Raw genomic sequence first — 15,824 nt, 5'->3', positions numbered from 1 at the left:
ACTAAACCACGGGCTTTATGAAACGGTACCTTACTCTGTTACTTTGCTATGCTCTTATCGGCCAGACTGCCGCGCAGGTGGTGGCTCCACAGCGGGTAAAAGATGACATGGCCGACGCCGCCCAGGCGTTTTTGGCAACGCTCAGCCCCGAACAGCGAAAAGCAGCCACCTATCCGTTCGCTGATAATGAGCGCTTTACCTGGGATTTTGTGCCTCATGCCCGCCACGGCCTTACGCTCAAACAGATGCAGCCTGAGCAGCGGAAGGTGGCCATGGAACTGCTAAAAACGGGCCTCAGCGCCGGTGGTTACGACAAAGCCCTGCAGATCATGGACCTCGAAAATGTGTTGCGCGTGGTCGAAAATCGAACGGCTACCGATACCTACCGCGACCCGGAAAACTATTACTTCACCGTTTTCGGCGACGTTGGTACCAGAGAACCCTGGGGCTGGCGGGTAGAAGGGCACCATCTGTCCGTGCAGTTTTCCACGCTGGGGGGACGGGTCATGTCGATCACGCCGCTGTTTATGGGCAGCAATCCAGGCGTTGTCCGGGCCGAGGTACCGCAGAAAGGCAAGCAACTCATGCGCGACGAAACTGAACTGGCCTTTGCGCTGCTCCACACCATGAATGAAGCACAGTTGACTCAGGCTATTCTGGCAAAAAAGGCCTTTGGCAATATCACCACGGGTAATAGTCGCCGCGCCTCGCTGGAGCGCATGGACGGATTGCCTCTGGCCGACATGAATGCCAAGCAGCGGGCATTGTTTACGGAAATTTTGGGCATTTACCTGAACCGATACCGGATCACGCTGGCCAAACAGCAAATGGACCGCATCGAAAAAGCCGGCCTCGACAAGCTCCGCTTTGCCTGGGCGGGCGACACCACCGCCAATAACAGCGTCGGCTACTACTACCGCATCCACGGGCCGATGCTGCTGATCGAGTACGACAACTCGCAAAACAATGCCAACCACGTTCACACCGTTGTCCGCGACCTCACCAACGACTTCGGCGACGACCTGCTCCGCGAACATTACGAGAAGCAGAAACACTAGAACGATTTGGGATTTGGGATTGCGGATTTGGGATTGGTTGCTGACGCCGGTCTTCCGGTTCGGTCAGTTTGTTTCGGCATAGGATGAAGCGTCAGCAACCAATCCCAAATCCGCAATCCCAAATCCCAAATCAATTCACCATCACCTTCATCGCCTGCCGTATGGCACCCTGCTGGACAGTGATGATGTAGAGGCCGGGCGAGAGCGGGCTGACGGGGTTGAAGACCGCCTCTGTTGCTCCATAACGTACTAATTCACCTGCTACAATCTGCCCTGTCAGCGTATGTACACCCACCTGTGGAGCCTCCATCTGATGTAAACGTAGTTGAATGGCGTGCCCATTGGTGGGGTTTTCACGTAAGCTGGCAGAGGGCGAATCGGCCTCTACGCGCACGGCAATGGGCTTGGAATAGACCACGCTGCCATCGTGGTCAATCTGCTGCAATCGGTAATAATTGAGGCCATTTCTGGGCGATTCGTCCGTCAGCGAATAATACTGCTGCCGGTCTGTTGTGCCGAAAGACTGTCGGGTACCCACAGACACAAATTCACTGGCATCGGCGCTGCGTTGCACCACAAACCGTTCTGAGTTTTGCTCCTGCGCCGTTGACCACGTCAACAGTACGGCATTACCCGCCGCCTGACCGCTGAAACTGACCAGTTCTACTGGCTGTGCTACCTGCACCGTACCCGACACCGCTACGTTCGACGTTATACCCGTTGTTGCATTCGTAATATTGCCCGACGGTGTTCCTACGGCAGCGCCCGTCAGCCGCACGTAGATAGTTGTGGTGGCAATCGTACCACCGCTTTGTAGCAGCGTTAGCGTTGGCCCAAACCCACTACCTGCACTTGTGCTGATTTCGAAGCCAGCAGGAGCCGTTATTACCAGATCGTCTAACAGATTAGCCCCCGAAACGCTATAGGTTTTAGTGGCCGACGGTACACCCAATGTTGTTGTAAAGCCCGACAGCGTAACAGGGATTGTGGTGAGCGTTGGCTGTTGGGCCGTGCCGAGAATTTTAAAACTACTTACCCGGATGTCCGTCCCCGTTTGTTGCGCATTATAAAAATAAACCCGAACTGTAAAGGCAGCCGCGCTCCGGGCAACACCACTTACTACTGTCGAAAAGTTACGGGCCGTGTTAGCGATGGCCGTTCCCCCGGTATTCGTCCCGATGGTAGTTGCGAAATTGTCAGCGCTGGTGCGGATGGCATAATCTTTAGGACCATTGGCAGTACTGCTGCTCGACAAGATTATATTGATGCTATTGACAGTAATATCATAACTGCCGGTGGGTTGAACCTGAAATTCGATGTATTTCGTCAGGTCTGGGGCTGTAGCGTTTGGCCAGTTATTGCAGGCAAAATAGCCACTTACCACTGTTGAACTCGATCCGGCATTGGTGAAGGCGGCATTAGGCGATGTCGTGCCGGTTGCCTGCGAGGCCGAAGTGGGTGCCGTATTTGTGCTGAAAGGCCACCCGGCCAGATTTTGCCCAAAACCACCCGAACAGGCACAGCAGAGCAGATACAAAACAAGCAGCGGACGGTGAAGCGTATTTCTTAGACAGGAGGTAAAGAGTTGCATAAGCTTGGTAGGAACGGAATTTATCTGAGACGATATACCAGCAGAAAAGGTACTAGAAACAAAGTCTTTACTTAAGTAAATAGTATCATATTAACAATACAACTAACTAACTTATAATCAACTGGTCCGCATTTTCTTGAGTAATTATTACAAAAAAGGCCAACCCGAAATTTTCGGGTTGGCCTTTCGTAAAAGTGGTGTCGTGTGGCTGTACTTTTTACACGTTCATGAGCGACTCTCTGCGGCGCATTTTACCGGCGGGAATACCAAACATCATCTTGAAACGGCGGCAGAAATAGGCTGTGTCTTTATAGCCTACTTCGGCACCAATAGCGCGGATGCTCTTTTTGCTGGTGCGCAACAGGCCCACGGCTGCTTCCATCCGTTGATATTCGATGTAATCCTGCGGATTGATGCCCGTGAGCATTTTGAAATACTGCCCTACGTAATCTTCTGATACGTTGGCAACGTTGGCCAGCACCTTATTCGACAAATCGCCGCCGATGTTGTCTTTGATGTAGGCGAAAATGTCGATCAGGCGGGGGTCTTTGAAGTACGTGCTGTTGGTCACGAGTTGCTCTACAAACAGCCGCTGCTTCAGAATGTAGCGGATCACCTCGATCACGATCTCTTCCGTTTTGATCTTGATCACGCGGCCTTTGCCAGCAACCTCGGTCATGTCTTCCAGCAAAATCTGCCGGATCGCTTGCGCCAGGGTCTCATCATGCTTGATAATGAACGGCGGTACATCGAGCGAGTTAAAGAAATTCACCGAGTCGAATACTTTGGCTTCAAACGACACATAGCCAAACGAGTTGGGCATGTTGTTGATCCGGCTCGGGTCGCGGTTGGCTTCGAAATAATGTTCGCGGTGCGTCATAAACTCCTCGTTGGTCACTGCCTTCGGATTCGAGGGTTCGCCGTACGTAACGGTCACGTGTTTACCACCGGGAATAAACAGCATATCGCCAATCTCAACCTTTTGGTGTTCGTCGCCGTACGACACATCACCGTTATATAGGATCAACAACGTGTTCTCCACGTCGTAGAAGTTCTTGATAACAATCGGTTGCAGGATGCGAATGTTCCGGGCTTTAATGAACTTGACGCCCAGCGATTCAATGATTTTATTGTAGTCTTCCATAGCCGAACGGATTGCGTGGTGCTTCGTTGCCCTGCAATATTGCACAAAACTAATAAATTGTACAAAACTAATAAAACTATAAAAGTTTCCGTTTGCTAAAAAAAAACGGCCCTATTCGCTGGAAATAGGGCCTGAGGGGCATAAAAATAGTGTTTTTACAAGAAACGTCTACCGAACGATCTCTCTGGCAATTACTAATTTTTGTATTTCAGAGGTTCCTTCATATATCTGCGTAATCTTGGCATCGCGCATCATTCGCTCAACGTGAAACTCCTTCACAAAGCCGTAACCACCATGAATCTGGACGGCTTCGGTGGTGGCCCACATCGCTACGTCAGAAGCAAATAACTTGGCCATTGCCGCCGCCTGCACGTAGTCTTTATGCTCATCTTTAAGGCGGGCAGCTTTGTAAACCAGCAGCCGGGCAGCCTCGATTTTCGTCGCCATTTCGGCCAGTTTGAATTGGATGGCCTGATGTTCGAAAATGGCTTTGCCAAACGCCTTCCGCTCCTGACTGTACTTCAGAGCCAGTTCGTAGGCTCCAGCCGCGATACCCAGGGCCTGCGCCGCAATACCAATACGGCCACCGTTGAGCGTGCTCATGGCAAACTTGAAGCCAAACCCATCGTTGCCGATGCGGTTTTCTTTAGGCACTTTCACGTCGGTAAACAGCAACGAGTGGGTGTCTGATGCCCGGATACCGAGCTTGTCTTCTTTCTTACCCACCACAAAACCCGGCGTACCTTTTTCCACGATGAGGCAGTTGATACCCCGGTGGCCTTTTTCGCGGTTGGTCTGCGCAATCACCAGCGCCACCCCCGACGAGTTGCCGTTGGTGATCCAGTTTTTGGTGCCATTCACGAGGTAATAATCGCCCATATCTTCGGCGGTGGTGGCCTGCGAGGTGGCGTCGGAGCCAGCTTCAGGTTCCGATAGGCAAAACGCGCCGATCATCTGGCCGGAGGCGAGCGGTGTGAGGTATTTGTGCTTCTGTTCTTCGCTACCAAAAGCCTCTAACCCGTAGCAAACCAGCGAGTTATTGACCGACATGATTACCGATGCGGATGCATCAATTTTGGATATTTCTTCGATGGCAATGGCGTAGGAAACGGTGTCCATACCGCCACCGCCATACTCCGGCGAGACCATCATGCCCATAAAGCCCAGTTCGCCCATGCGCTTCACCTGCTCAGCGGGAAACTGCTGGGCATTGTCGCGCTCCACGATGCCGGGAAGCAGTTCATTTTGTGCAAAATCGCGGGCCGCCTCCTGCACGGCCAAGTGCTCTTCTGATAAGTTAAAGTTCAGACCCTGAAGGTCATGCGGTGCCGTAGTCATGGTCGTGTTGTTGATTGATGAAGCAAATTTACAAAGCAACGTAGTATGCATGCATAACAATGATTTTGGATTTCGGATTGGGGATTTGGGATTGTTGCTTACCGGTCCGCCGGTGCGGCCAGAGCAAACCCGTGCGTAAGCAACAATCCCAAATCCGAAATCCCCAATCCGAAATCAGCTCGCTTGCCCGCCGTTGACGCCCAGCACCTGTCCGTTCACGAACGAGGCTTCGTCGGAAGCGAGGTAGAGGTAAGCGTAGGCAATGTCGTCGGGTTCGCCCATGCGGCGGGCGGGGATGAGCGCGATGGTGGCCTTACGGGCTTCTTCGGGCATAGCGTCGGTCATGTCGGTGCGGATAAATCCGGGGGCAACGGCGTTGGCGGTAATACCTTTTGAACCAAGCTCTTTAGCCCAGGTCCGGCACATAGCCACCACACCCGCCTTGGTGGCCGCGTAGTTGGTTTGCCCGAAGTTACCGTGTACTCCCACCACACTCGACGTGCAGATGATGCGTCCGTAGCCCCGTTCCACCATGTGCGGCACTACGGCTTTAGTGCAGTTAAATACGCCCGTAAGGTTCACATCAATGACCTGTTGCCACTCTACGTGACTCATTTTCAATAAGGTACGGTCGCGGGTAATGCCCGCATTATTGACCAGAATATCAATTTGGCCGTGTTGTTCCAGCACGGCCCGAACGGCTTCTTCCACGCCGGGCACATCGGTTACGCTGACGCGCATGAAGGTGGCGTTGCGCCCCTGACTACGCAGACTTTGGGCGGTTTCTTCGCCCTCATCCAGCATATCCCAGATAACGACGGTGGCACCCTCGCGGGTGAAAATGTCGGCGGCAGCCCGGCCAATGCCGCGTGCCCCGCCGGTAATGATGGCAACTTTGTTTTCTAGACGCATGAGGTTTTAATGTACAATGCATAATGAACAATGTACAATGGCTTCGCATTTGGAATTCCTAGGGCGTGAAACCATTGTACATTGTTCATTATGCATTGTACATTATTTCTTCATTTTATTCAAATAGTAGCGATATCAGTTCGGCCACGCAGGCGGGTTTGGTTTGGCCCTCAACTTCAAACACGCATTCGATGATGACCCGGACACCACGTGTGCCTTCATTAGCGTTTGTAGGTTCAACGTGGTGGAGCCAGGCTTTCATGCGGAGGCGGCTACCGCTGGGCACGGCGTTGGTGAACCGGATTTTGTTGGCTCCGTAATTAACGCCCATCTTCACCGATTCTATGGTGTAGATCTCAGATAGCAAACGCGGTGCCAATGACAAGGTCAGGAAGCCATGGGCAATGGTGGTTTTGTAGGGCGATTCGCGCACGGCCCGGTCGGGCTCGACGTGAAGCCACTGGTGGTCGCCGGTGGCTTCGGCAAATTGCTGGATCTGCTCCTGCGAGATAACGGTCCAGTCGGTGGTACCGAGTTCCTGCCCGGCATGGGCGGTAAAGGCATCGAGGTTGGGAAAGGATTGCATAAATGGATTTTGGATTCTGGACGCTGGATGTTGGATATTCGCGGCTAATTCAATGGGTACCTTCGGGTAGCATCCAATGTCTACCGTCCAATATCCGACATCCTTTGTTAAATACGGTTCCGGCCCGATAATCTGGCTGGCGTTTCATGGTATTGGGCAAGACGCGCAGGCAATGGCACCCTTTGGCGAACAACTGGTGCACACGCACACCATCTACAGCATCGACCTGCCTTATCACGGACAAAACCGCCTGGCCGATTGGCCTGCAAGCATAACTAAATCATATTGGCAAAGTTTGGTTGCCCATTTCCTGACCCAACAGGGTATCGACCGGTTTTCGGTGGTGGGTTTCAGCATGGGCGGCCGTTTTGCCCTGGTTACGGCCGATTTGTTTGCCCCGCAGCTTGACGAACTGATTCTGATTGCGCCCGACGGCATCACTGAAGACCCTTGGTTTCGGGCGGCTACAGGCACGGTACCAGGCCGCTGGCTGCTCCATTTTTTTCTAGACAATACCCGCTTTTTCACTCGGTTAGGGCACGGCCTTGTCCGGCTGGGCGTACTCAACGCGGGACTCATGCGGTTTGTGGAAGCGACCATGCAAACCCCCAAACAACGTCAGCAGATTGAGCAGTCGTGGGTGGGTTTTCGTCATTTAACCATCAATATTCCGGCGTTGGCAGATGGGCTACGGGCTAATAAGGTACGCGTTTGGCTGTTTCTGGGCCAGTTCGATGCCGTTTTACCTATGTCCCACACCCGACCCCTGCTCCGCGCCTTACCCGAAACACAGAAAGTGGTTTTGGCCAGCGGTCATACCTCGCTGGTGCGGCGGGTGGCGACTGGCTGGCCTTTTACGCTATAGCTACATGGTTGACACTGTTGTTTTCCGGCGAGGAACCACCTCACCCCCGGCCCCTCTCCTGGTTTCAGGAGAGGGGAGACGAGTTAGGAAACACTATAGCATAAGGCAAGCCTATTACTCGATTGCATGTTGGTAAGTCTCCCCTCTCCTGGTTTCAGGAGAGGGGCCGGGGGTGAGGTGGTTCCTCGCCGGAAAACAACAGTGTCAACTAGTAGTACAACCTTTAACCCCCTTCACCGCATCTGCTTCGTGGTGTAGCGGTCCATGACATCGCTGGGGAAAACGTCGAGGACGTTGGCGAGGACGAGGAGGACCAGAGTGCGGGAGGCAATTTTGCGGGGGATGTTGGCGAGCAGGGCGAAGGAATCAACGGTGACGTGCGTGTTCTTATCCAGATGCTGCATCAGCACCTTCTCTTTGTCGCCGTAAGTAAAGCGCACGTTGCGGTCGGCGCGTTCGCCTTTCATGATCTCGCGTACCTCTTTGCTGGCCTGCACCGATTTGTCATCTACCCGCACATATACCTTCTTGTTTTCGGGGTCGGTGGGGTCGGGCATGACGTAGTGGGGACGGTGCGGGCTGCGCGGAATACGGAACACAAGCACTTCGCGTTCGTCGTGCAATTGTACGCGCTCGAGGGTGTAGGCGATGGCGGGGAAGCAGAACTTTTCGATGGCCCGCACCAAAATATATTCGTCTTCGTCGGCGTATTTGAGGCCCGGAATGGTGCCATCATCACCGACACCGATCAGGAGCGTGCCGCCGTCTGTGTTAGCGAACGCTACGATTTCCCGCACAATTTTGTCGGGATGGTTGGTCTTGAGTTTAAATTCAAGACAATGCCCCTCGCCCCGGCGAACCAGTTCCTTGAGCATTTTATAGTCTGTAGTTGATCTGCCCACCATTTGCGTACTGATCACCTTTTAAAGATACAACCGCCAACCGAATTCGCAAGCGTTTTTGCGGCCAAATGTGGAACGATACCGCCCCTGGGAATCCTTACCATAGTAGCCGGTTAGACCGCTAACTTTTTGGCTAAACGGGCGGTTGTGTAAAAACAGTAAGCTTCCAATTACAAAACGAACAAATGCTGGTAAACGTTGCTATTGCCCTGGGTACTCTACTGATTATGGAAGGAGTGGCCTGGTTCACCCACAAGTACATTATGCACGGCATTATGTGGAGTTGGCATCACTCGCACCACAACGCGCACAAAGGGTTTTTCGAGATAAACGACCTGTTCAGCGTTCTGTTCAGCGGAGTAGCCGTGGGGCTGTTTGTGGCCGGACTGGAAATACCATCGCTTTGGTATCTCGCCCCCATTGCGGCGGGCGTAACACTCTACGGTATAGGCTACTTTGTTTTTCATGACGTGATCGTTCATCGGCGGATTCGTATCAAATTCAATACCAAAAATCCGTACCTGTTGCGTATCATGCGGGCCCACTACGTGCACCACAAAGTACACACCCGCGACGGAGCCGAAGCATTCGGTTTTTTGTACGCACCCAAGAAATACGACAAGAAATGAACCGCGCCGCCCACCTCCAACGCCTGAAAACGGAAACGTTTGACATCTGCATCATCGGGGCGGGGGCGTCGGGGGCGGGTTGCGCTGCCGACGCCGCCAGCCGCGGTCTGCGCGTGGCCGTGATCGAGTCCGACGATTTCGGGGCGGGCACATCGGGCACCTCGACCAAGTTGGTGCATGGCGGGGTGCGGTATCTGGAGCAGGCCGTTAAAACGTTCGATCCCAAGCAGTTATCGCTGGTGCGAAAAGCCCTGCACGAACGCCGGACGCTCCTCCACATTGCTCCGCATCTCTGCCATCCGCTGGCCCTGCTTACGCCTGTGGGCAATTTGATTGAGGGAGCCTACTACGCCATTGGCCTAAAGATCTACGACTGGCTGGCCGGTAGTCGCCGCATGGCCCCCAGCCAGTGGCTTAGCAAAGCCGAAGCCCTGCGTCATTTTCCCGCCTTCGACGGTACCAAGCTCCACAGCGCGGTGCTGTATTACGACGGTCAGTTCGACGATATACGGCTGAACCTGGGGCTGGTGCAAACCGCCGCCAAACATGGTGCCGCCGTGGCCAACCACGTGCGCGTGTCGTCGCTGCTGGCGGACGAAAAGGGCCAAATCAACGCTGTAGAGGCACTGGATACCCTGACTGGTGATTTATTCACCATTCGGGCAAAGGTGATTGTGAATGCCACCGGCACCCATGCCGACAGGCTTCGCCAGAAAGCCAACAGTCAGCAGGGCGTACGGATGCGCGCCAGCAAAGGTGCCCACGTGGTGCTACCCGGCTCGGCCCTGCCACAGGCGTCGGCGCAGACCGAACCGGCGGCCCTGCTGGTGCCCAAGACCAAAGACGGCCGTGTGCTTTTCGCTATTCCGTGGCGCGGACAGTGGCTCATTGGCACCACCGACACTGAAGCCGACCCCTCCGACACCCCCGCCCTGCTGCCCGACGAAGCGGCGTACCTGCTGGCCGAAGTCAACCAGTTTGTAAGTCAGCCTATACCCATTGAGGCCGTAGCGGGTGGGTTTGCGGGGCTGCGTCCACTGCTTCAGTCGGACCCTAATGCCAGCAGCAAGGCCGTGGTGCGCGACCATGAAGTGGAGATTGACCCCAAATCGGGCCTGGTTAGTATTATGGGCGGCAAGTGGACCACCTACCGGCTGATGGCGCAGGAAACCATTGATGCCTGCTGCGCGAAACTAGGGCAAAACCGCCCCTGCGTGACTGAAGATTTGCTGCTTCAGGGTGCCGAGGGCTATGACACCCGCTACGCCCATCGCCTCGCCGAACGCCATTCCGATAGTAGCCCCGACATACTCGCCCATTTGGCAAATACCTATGGCACCGAGGCTCCGTCAATTTTAACGTTGCTGACCGAAAAACCAGCCTGGGGTGCTCGTTTGGCCCGAAAACATCCGTTTATACAGGCTGAAGTGATCTATGCCGCCCGCACCGAAATGGCGCTGACCTTGCCCGACGTGCTCATGCGCCGCATCCGCCTCGGCCTCATCGACTGGCAGGCTACACTCGAAGCGCTACCCGTTTCGGCTCAGCTCCTCGCCAGCGAACTTGGCTGGTCCGTTGCTGACTCTGCTCAGCATGAAGCCAATTTCCGGGCGCACATCGAGGGACTGATCGGCAAGGCAACGGGGGTTGCTGTTGAGCAGGTTTAGTGTGTTGATGGGCCGCTGATTTTTATGATTCTTATGATAAAATATGATTTAAGAATCATTTTCGAATCATAGGGATCATAAAAATCAGCGGTCCATCACTACACTATATTTGTTGATGCGAGAACTTCTCCGCGACATCCGGGCCTACCTCCGCGCCGATTTCAAACCGGCATTATATGGCCTTACAGCCCTGTGGGTAGCGTTTCTGATCACCATTAATTATACGTTTCACCTCGAAAACGGAATCATTGACAGGCAGCCGTTAAGCCCCTGGCGGCCCGTCTGGTATTTCGGCATGTACGCCACAGCCTACTACGGTGCGTTCTGGCTTTGGAGCCGATTTCACCACCGCCCCGACATTTGGCGCAACCCCCGTTTCTGGTTCCATACCCTAGTGGCACTGGTTGTTTATGCCTACTACGCGGGCTTCTCAGCCTACGTCGACTGGGCGCAGCGTTTCAGCGATTATCGGCTCTATCTGTATGCCTACAAGGTGTTCAGCAATCTGCATTCGGTGGTCACGATTGTGCTGCCACTGGGGCTATATTACCTGTTTTTTGATAAAAATCGGACCGGTTTTTACGGACTAAAACCCAAGCGGAAGGGTCTGCTGGTATACCTGATGCTACTGGGTTTGATGGTGCCGGTCATTCTGTTCGCCTCCTTCCAGCCCGATTTTCTGGAAGCCTACCCTACCTACCGCAACATGACGCCACACGAGGTGCTGAACGTACCCGAATGGATCACGGCGCTCGGTTATGAACTGGCCTACGGCTGGGATTTTGTACCGACTGAATTAATTTTCAGAGGCTTCCTGGTAATCGGTTTGAGCTACGTTTTGCGAACCGGTGCTTCGCAGGCGGACAAATCCAGCCCGGCAATACCCAGCCTGTTACAGCCGGGACCCGTTTTGCCCATGATTGTCTGGTATGCCACCATCCATTTTGGCCGTCCCCTGGGCGAGACAGTTTCGTCCCTGTTCGGGGGCTACATCCTGGGTGTACTGGCCCTGTCGACGCGTAGCATCTGGGGCGGGTTGTTCATCCATATCGGCATTGCCTGGCTCATGGAAGCTGCCGCGTTTGGTCAACAATTTTGGCCTAAATAATCCCTCCGAACCCCTTGCGGCTGATCTTTGTTCTGTTCGTAGAATGATTACCACGTCGCTTCAGAATAAAACGGTTCAGGTTCAGCACCTTGGTTTGGTTGATTACCAGACTGCCTGGGATGAGCAGGAGCGGCTTTTTGCCGATACCGTGTCCCGGAAAATCGCCAACCGAACCCGTCCCGCCGACGAGCAGTTACCCACCCCCAATTACCTGCTTTTCTGCGAACACCCGCACGTGTATACGCTGGGTAAGAGCGGCCACGAAAGCCATCTGCTGGCCGACGACGACTTTCTGAAACAGATCGGCGCGACCTATCACCGCATTAATCGGGGGGGCGACATTACCTACCACGGGCCGGGCCAGCTGGTGGGCTACCCCATCCTGGACCTCGACAACTTTTTCACCGACATTCACCGCTACATGCGGTTACTGGAAGAGTCTATTATTCTGACACTCAACGACTACGGTATTCAGGCCGGGCGCATTGCCGGGCTGACGGGCGTATGGCTGGGCGGCGAACCAGGCCGCACCGATTCGGCGAGCGGCGTACCGACCGGACCGGAGCGTAAAATCTGCGCGATGGGCGTAAAGGCGAGCCGTTGGGTAACGATGCACGGGTTTGCGCTGAACGTGAACACCGACTTAAGCTATTTTTCCCATATTGTTCCCTGTGGTATCGCCGATAAAGCCGTGACGTCGATGCAGCAGGAACTGGGTCATCCGGTACCTGTGGATGAGGTGACGGAACGCGTGCAGCGGCATTTAACTGGCTTATTTGAGATGAACCAAGGGGAACGCGGATGACGCTGATTTAGCCGATTAAAACGGATTTTCCTTTCGCCTAAGGCCCGTTCAGACAAACTGAAAAAAATCCGTTTTAATCGGCTAAATCAACGTCATCCGCGTTCCATTTTTTACACGTGAAAAAAGACATTCCCTTCTTACCCGTTGAGGGCATCCAGGTGGTTGTGGCCCGAAAATTGACCGAGTTGAATCAGTATGAGTGGCGGGTTTATCTGATCAATCAGAATATTCAACCTATTCATAATGTGTTTGTTACATCAAGTGGCTACGGCGAAAAGGATGGCATAGAGCAGAAAACCGCCACGCTTCGCCACTACTTCGTCGACCTACAACCGGGGGCATTTGAGATTGTAGAATCAATTATGCCCGACGTTTTTCACTTAAATAATGAGTACTGGGTTAGCTATTACATTGGCTCCCAGATCTACGACAAAAAATTCATCTTCGTGCCCGACAGCATCACCGAGTCACACCTGGTTACTATACCAGCACTCGGACTGGAAGGCATATTACATGTGTAAAGTCGTAAGTCGATAGTCTGGAAAGTCGTGTTTAGTGTTGCTTACGCCAGCGCAAACCGCCGAAGGCGAATACCCGCGTAAGCAGCACTAAACACGACTTTCCAGACTATCGACTCTACGACTTACGATTTCCTTTTCATGAAACCCAAAAACAATAAATACACTAAAGCACCCTCGGCGCGCGGATCACGCAGCGAACAGGGTGCGCGTGGGGGGTATGGCAAACGGCCCGCTGGGTCAGCCGCCGGACCTGCCAAAGCCCTGGGCCACGCCAATTCGTTTTTAGATGAACTAAAAAACGACGTTGCGGCATTTTTCGAGATCAATAACACCGGCCAATGGAGCACCATGGACGTAGTCGAGAATTTCGACGCGGACGACCGTAAGCTGAAACTGATGATTCAGGGCCTGGTGGGCGAACTCTTCGACGAAGGTCGCCTGACGCGCCTGCCCGATGGGCGATACCAGTTCAACGCCAACCAAAACACCATTCTGGGCACGGTAGAGCACGTCAATCCCAAGTTTGCGTTTGTGGTACCCGACAACGGCACTCGCGACCGGGACAACGATATTTGGGTACCCGCCGAAGACCTCGGTGGGGCTATTGACGGCGACAAAGTGCGCGTTATTGCCTTCAGCGATTCGCGGCAGCGCGGCACGCGGCAACTGGCGAAACGCATTGTAGGCCGTGTAGTGAGCATCGCCGAACGGGGCAAGACCGAGATCGTGGGTACGCTGGACCGGCATGGTAAACAGGCGTTTGTTACGCCCGACAGCCGCCGGATTTACCAAGACATTTTTATTCCCGCTGAAAAACTAGGCGGTGCCGAGGCCAACGAGAAAGTCATTGTACGCCTCACCACCTACCCCGACAGCGACGACCGCGACGGCCACTTCACTGGGGAGGTTATTTCGGTGCTGGGTAAAGCAGGTGAGCACGACACTGAGATGCACGCCATCCTGGCCGAGTTCGGTTTACCGCTTGAATTCCCCGCCGAAGTGGAGAAGGAATCGGAGGAGATTCCGGTGGATATTGACGAAGCCGAGATCAGGGAACACCGTCGCGATTTTCGGAACATCACCACATTCACCATTGACCCCGTCGATGCCAAAGACTTCGACGACGCCCTGTCGGTCAGGTACTTAGACAACGGAAATTACGAGATTGGCATTCACATTGCCGACGTCACGCACTACGTCACGCCCGGTACGGAATTGGAAGAGGAAGCTTACAAACGCGCTACGTCGGTGTATCTGGTAGATCGCGTAGTGCCGATGTTGCCCGAAAAACTCTCTAACGGCGTGTGTTCACTGCGGCCCAACGAAGACAAGCTCACCTTCTCGGCGGTGTTTGAGATGAACGCCGATGCGAAGCTGGTGAAGGAATGGTTTGGCCGCACGGCGATTCACTCCGACCGGCGGTTTTCGTATGAGGAGGCGCAGGGCATTCTGAATGAAGGCACGGGCGATTTTGTGAAGGAACTGACCTTGCTGAACGACCTCGCTCACAAAATGCGCGACGAACGGTTTAAGCACGGAGCTATCAATTTCGAGACGCCCGAAGTGCGGTTTAAACTGGATGAAAACGGCGTACCCCTTGCCGTGATGCCCAAGATTCGGCAGGATACCAATAAGCTTATCGAAGAGTTTATGTTGCTGGCCAACAAGCGCGTAGCTGAGTTTGTGCATAGCCTCTCGCGGGGGCCAGAACCCAACACCATGGTCTACCGCGTGCACGAAGGCCCCGACGAAGACCGGCTGCAAACGCTGTCGGATTTTGCGGCCCGGCTGGGGTATAAGCTGAAAGTAGACAGCGCTCATTTGTCGCAGTCGATGAATCGGTTTATGGAGCAAATCGAGGGCAAACCGGAGGCGGGCATGCTGTCGCAACTGGCCGTGCGGACTATGTCGAAGGCGCGGTACAGCACCGAAGACCTGGGGCACTTTGGCCTGGCTTTCGAGCGGTATTCGCACTTCACGTCGCCCATTCGTCGATACCCCGACATGATGGCCCACCGGCTGCTGCAGCATTATCTGGACAAAGGCCGGTCGGTGGATCGCGAAACGCTGGAGGCCCGCTGCAAACACGCCTCTGACCGCGAACGGGCCGCCGCCGAGGCCGAACGTGCCAGCATCAAGTACAAGCAGGTGGAATTTATGAGCAACATGCCCGCCAATATGGAGTTTGCAGGCGTCATTGCGGGCGTGACCGAGTTCGGCTTTTTCGTGGAAATACCTGAGAACAGTTGCGAGGGCTTAGTGCGGATGCAGGACCTGGACGACGATTTCTACGAGTACGACAAAGACAATTACCGCATCATTGGGCGCAGAAGTAAGAAGATGTACACCTTCGGCGATGAGGTGACGGTGAAAGTAAAAGAGACCAACCTGGCCCGCCGCAGCATCGACTTCACGCTCATCAGCGACAAGGCCAAAACGGCTGAAGATGGTGGCTTCATCCGCGCGGCGCACGGTGGGCGCGAAGGGGGCCGCTCTCGCCGCGACGACAGCCAGCGTAATGCAGCCCGGGGCCGCAAAGCCACCACCGGAGGCCGTGCCAAAGCCATCGGCGAAGCCGCTAAATCAAATAAAGGTGCCGCCCCCAAAGGCCAAAACCGCCGGGGAGGACGGGGCCGGTAATTATAGTGCAGTTGCTTGTAGCGCAGGCTGGGCGCGTTCTGCTGAAGCCTGCGCTACA

Annotated in this window: 14 protein-coding genes; 8 read left to right on the top strand and 6 right to left on the bottom strand. The window is 54.3% G+C overall.

The window, feature by feature from the left end; genetic code table 11:
* The first annotated feature begins 17 nt into the window (after window positions 1-17).
* Window positions 18-1,058, top strand: a complete 1,041-nt coding sequence (locus J2I47_RS11550) for a DUF3500 domain-containing protein (RefSeq protein ID WP_207364738.1) — start codon at window positions 18-20, stop codon at window positions 1,056-1,058.
* A gap of 130 nt (window positions 1,059-1,188) precedes the next feature.
* On the opposite strand, the gene J2I47_RS11545 is transcribed toward J2I47_RS11550, so the two are convergent.
* The 5 genes from J2I47_RS11545 to J2I47_RS11525 form a co-directional block, all read right to left on the bottom strand.
* A complete protein-coding gene (locus J2I47_RS11545; RefSeq protein ID WP_207364737.1) occupies window positions 1,189-2,649 on the bottom strand; it encodes a T9SS type A sorting domain-containing protein in 1,461 nt (486 codons plus the stop codon).
* Window positions 2,650-2,866: 217 nt separating this feature from the next.
* Complete coding sequence (locus J2I47_RS11540; protein WP_207364736.1) at window positions 2,867-3,793, bottom strand: AraC family transcriptional regulator; 927 nt, start codon at window positions 3,791-3,793, stop codon at window positions 2,867-2,869.
* A 168-nt stretch (window positions 3,794-3,961) separates the two neighbouring features.
* Window positions 3,962-5,101 (bottom strand): acyl-CoA dehydrogenase, encoded by a 1,140-nt coding sequence (locus tag J2I47_RS11535; RefSeq protein ID WP_207364942.1) that lies wholly within the window; start codon window positions 5,099-5,101, stop codon window positions 3,962-3,964.
* A gap of 204 nt (window positions 5,102-5,305) precedes the next feature.
* Window positions 5,306-6,043 carry a 3-oxoacyl-[acyl-carrier-protein] reductase gene (gene fabG, locus J2I47_RS11530; RefSeq protein ID WP_207364735.1) on the bottom strand — a complete coding sequence of 246 codons (738 nt, stop codon included), beginning with the start codon at window positions 6,041-6,043 and terminating at the stop codon, window positions 5,306-5,308.
* Between the two features lie 115 nt (window positions 6,044-6,158).
* Complete coding sequence (locus tag J2I47_RS11525; protein ID WP_207364734.1) at window positions 6,159-6,629, bottom strand: MaoC family dehydratase; 471 nt, start codon at window positions 6,627-6,629, stop codon at window positions 6,159-6,161.
* Between the two features lie 76 nt (window positions 6,630-6,705).
* Here J2I47_RS11525 and J2I47_RS11520 point away from each other — a divergent pair, with 76 nt between their 5' ends.
* The gene (locus J2I47_RS11520) at window positions 6,706-7,494 is read left to right on the top strand and encodes an alpha/beta fold hydrolase (protein WP_207364733.1); all 789 of its coding nucleotides are present in this window, start codon (window positions 6,706-6,708) and stop codon (window positions 7,492-7,494) included.
* Between the two features lie 233 nt (window positions 7,495-7,727).
* On the opposite strand, the gene J2I47_RS11515 is transcribed toward J2I47_RS11520, so the two are convergent.
* Window positions 7,728-8,369 carry an AlbA family DNA-binding domain-containing protein gene (locus J2I47_RS11515; RefSeq protein WP_229374532.1) on the bottom strand — a complete coding sequence of 214 codons (642 nt, stop codon included), beginning with the start codon at window positions 8,367-8,369 and terminating at the stop codon, window positions 7,728-7,730.
* Between the two features lie 212 nt (window positions 8,370-8,581).
* Between J2I47_RS11515 and J2I47_RS11510 the strand changes: the two genes are divergently transcribed.
* The 6 genes from J2I47_RS11510 to rnr all read left to right on the top strand — a co-directional run bounded on the left by J2I47_RS11510 (window position 8,582) and on the right by rnr (window position 15,766).
* The gene (locus J2I47_RS11510; protein WP_207364732.1) at window positions 8,582-9,025 is read left to right on the top strand and encodes a sterol desaturase family protein; all 444 of its coding nucleotides are present in this window, start codon (window positions 8,582-8,584) and stop codon (window positions 9,023-9,025) included.
* Window positions 9,022-10,692 (top strand): glycerol-3-phosphate dehydrogenase/oxidase, encoded by a 1,671-nt coding sequence (locus tag J2I47_RS11505; protein ID WP_207364731.1) that lies wholly within the window; start codon window positions 9,022-9,024, stop codon window positions 10,690-10,692. Before J2I47_RS11510 ends, J2I47_RS11505 begins: the two co-directional genes overlap by 4 nt.
* 115 nt (window positions 10,693-10,807) lie before the next feature.
* Entirely contained in the window at window positions 10,808-11,800 is a 993-nt protein-coding gene (locus J2I47_RS11500; RefSeq protein WP_207364730.1) for a CPBP family intramembrane metalloprotease, read from the top strand.
* Between the two features lie 43 nt (window positions 11,801-11,843).
* Complete coding sequence (lipB, locus tag J2I47_RS11495) at window positions 11,844-12,605, top strand: lipoyl(octanoyl) transferase LipB (protein ID WP_207364729.1); 762 nt, start codon at window positions 11,844-11,846, stop codon at window positions 12,603-12,605.
* Window positions 12,606-12,721: 116 nt separating this feature from the next.
* Window positions 12,722-13,126: a hypothetical protein gene (locus tag J2I47_RS11490; RefSeq protein ID WP_207364728.1), complete on the top strand. Its 405-nt coding sequence runs from the start codon at window positions 12,722-12,724 to the stop codon at window positions 13,124-13,126.
* 138 nt (window positions 13,127-13,264) lie between these two features.
* A complete protein-coding gene (rnr, locus tag J2I47_RS11485; protein ID WP_207364727.1) occupies window positions 13,265-15,766 on the top strand; it encodes a ribonuclease R in 2,502 nt (833 codons plus the stop codon).
* Window positions 15,767-15,824: the final 58 nt, after the last annotated feature.

Origin of the sequence: Fibrella rubiginis (assembly GCF_017353185.1) — a bacterium.
Taxonomy (GTDB): Bacteria; Bacteroidota; Bacteroidia; order Cytophagales; family Spirosomataceae; genus Fibrella; species Fibrella rubiginis.
The sequence above is the reverse complement of the archived record's forward strand: the minus strand, read 5'-3'. Positions and strand labels throughout refer to the sequence as shown.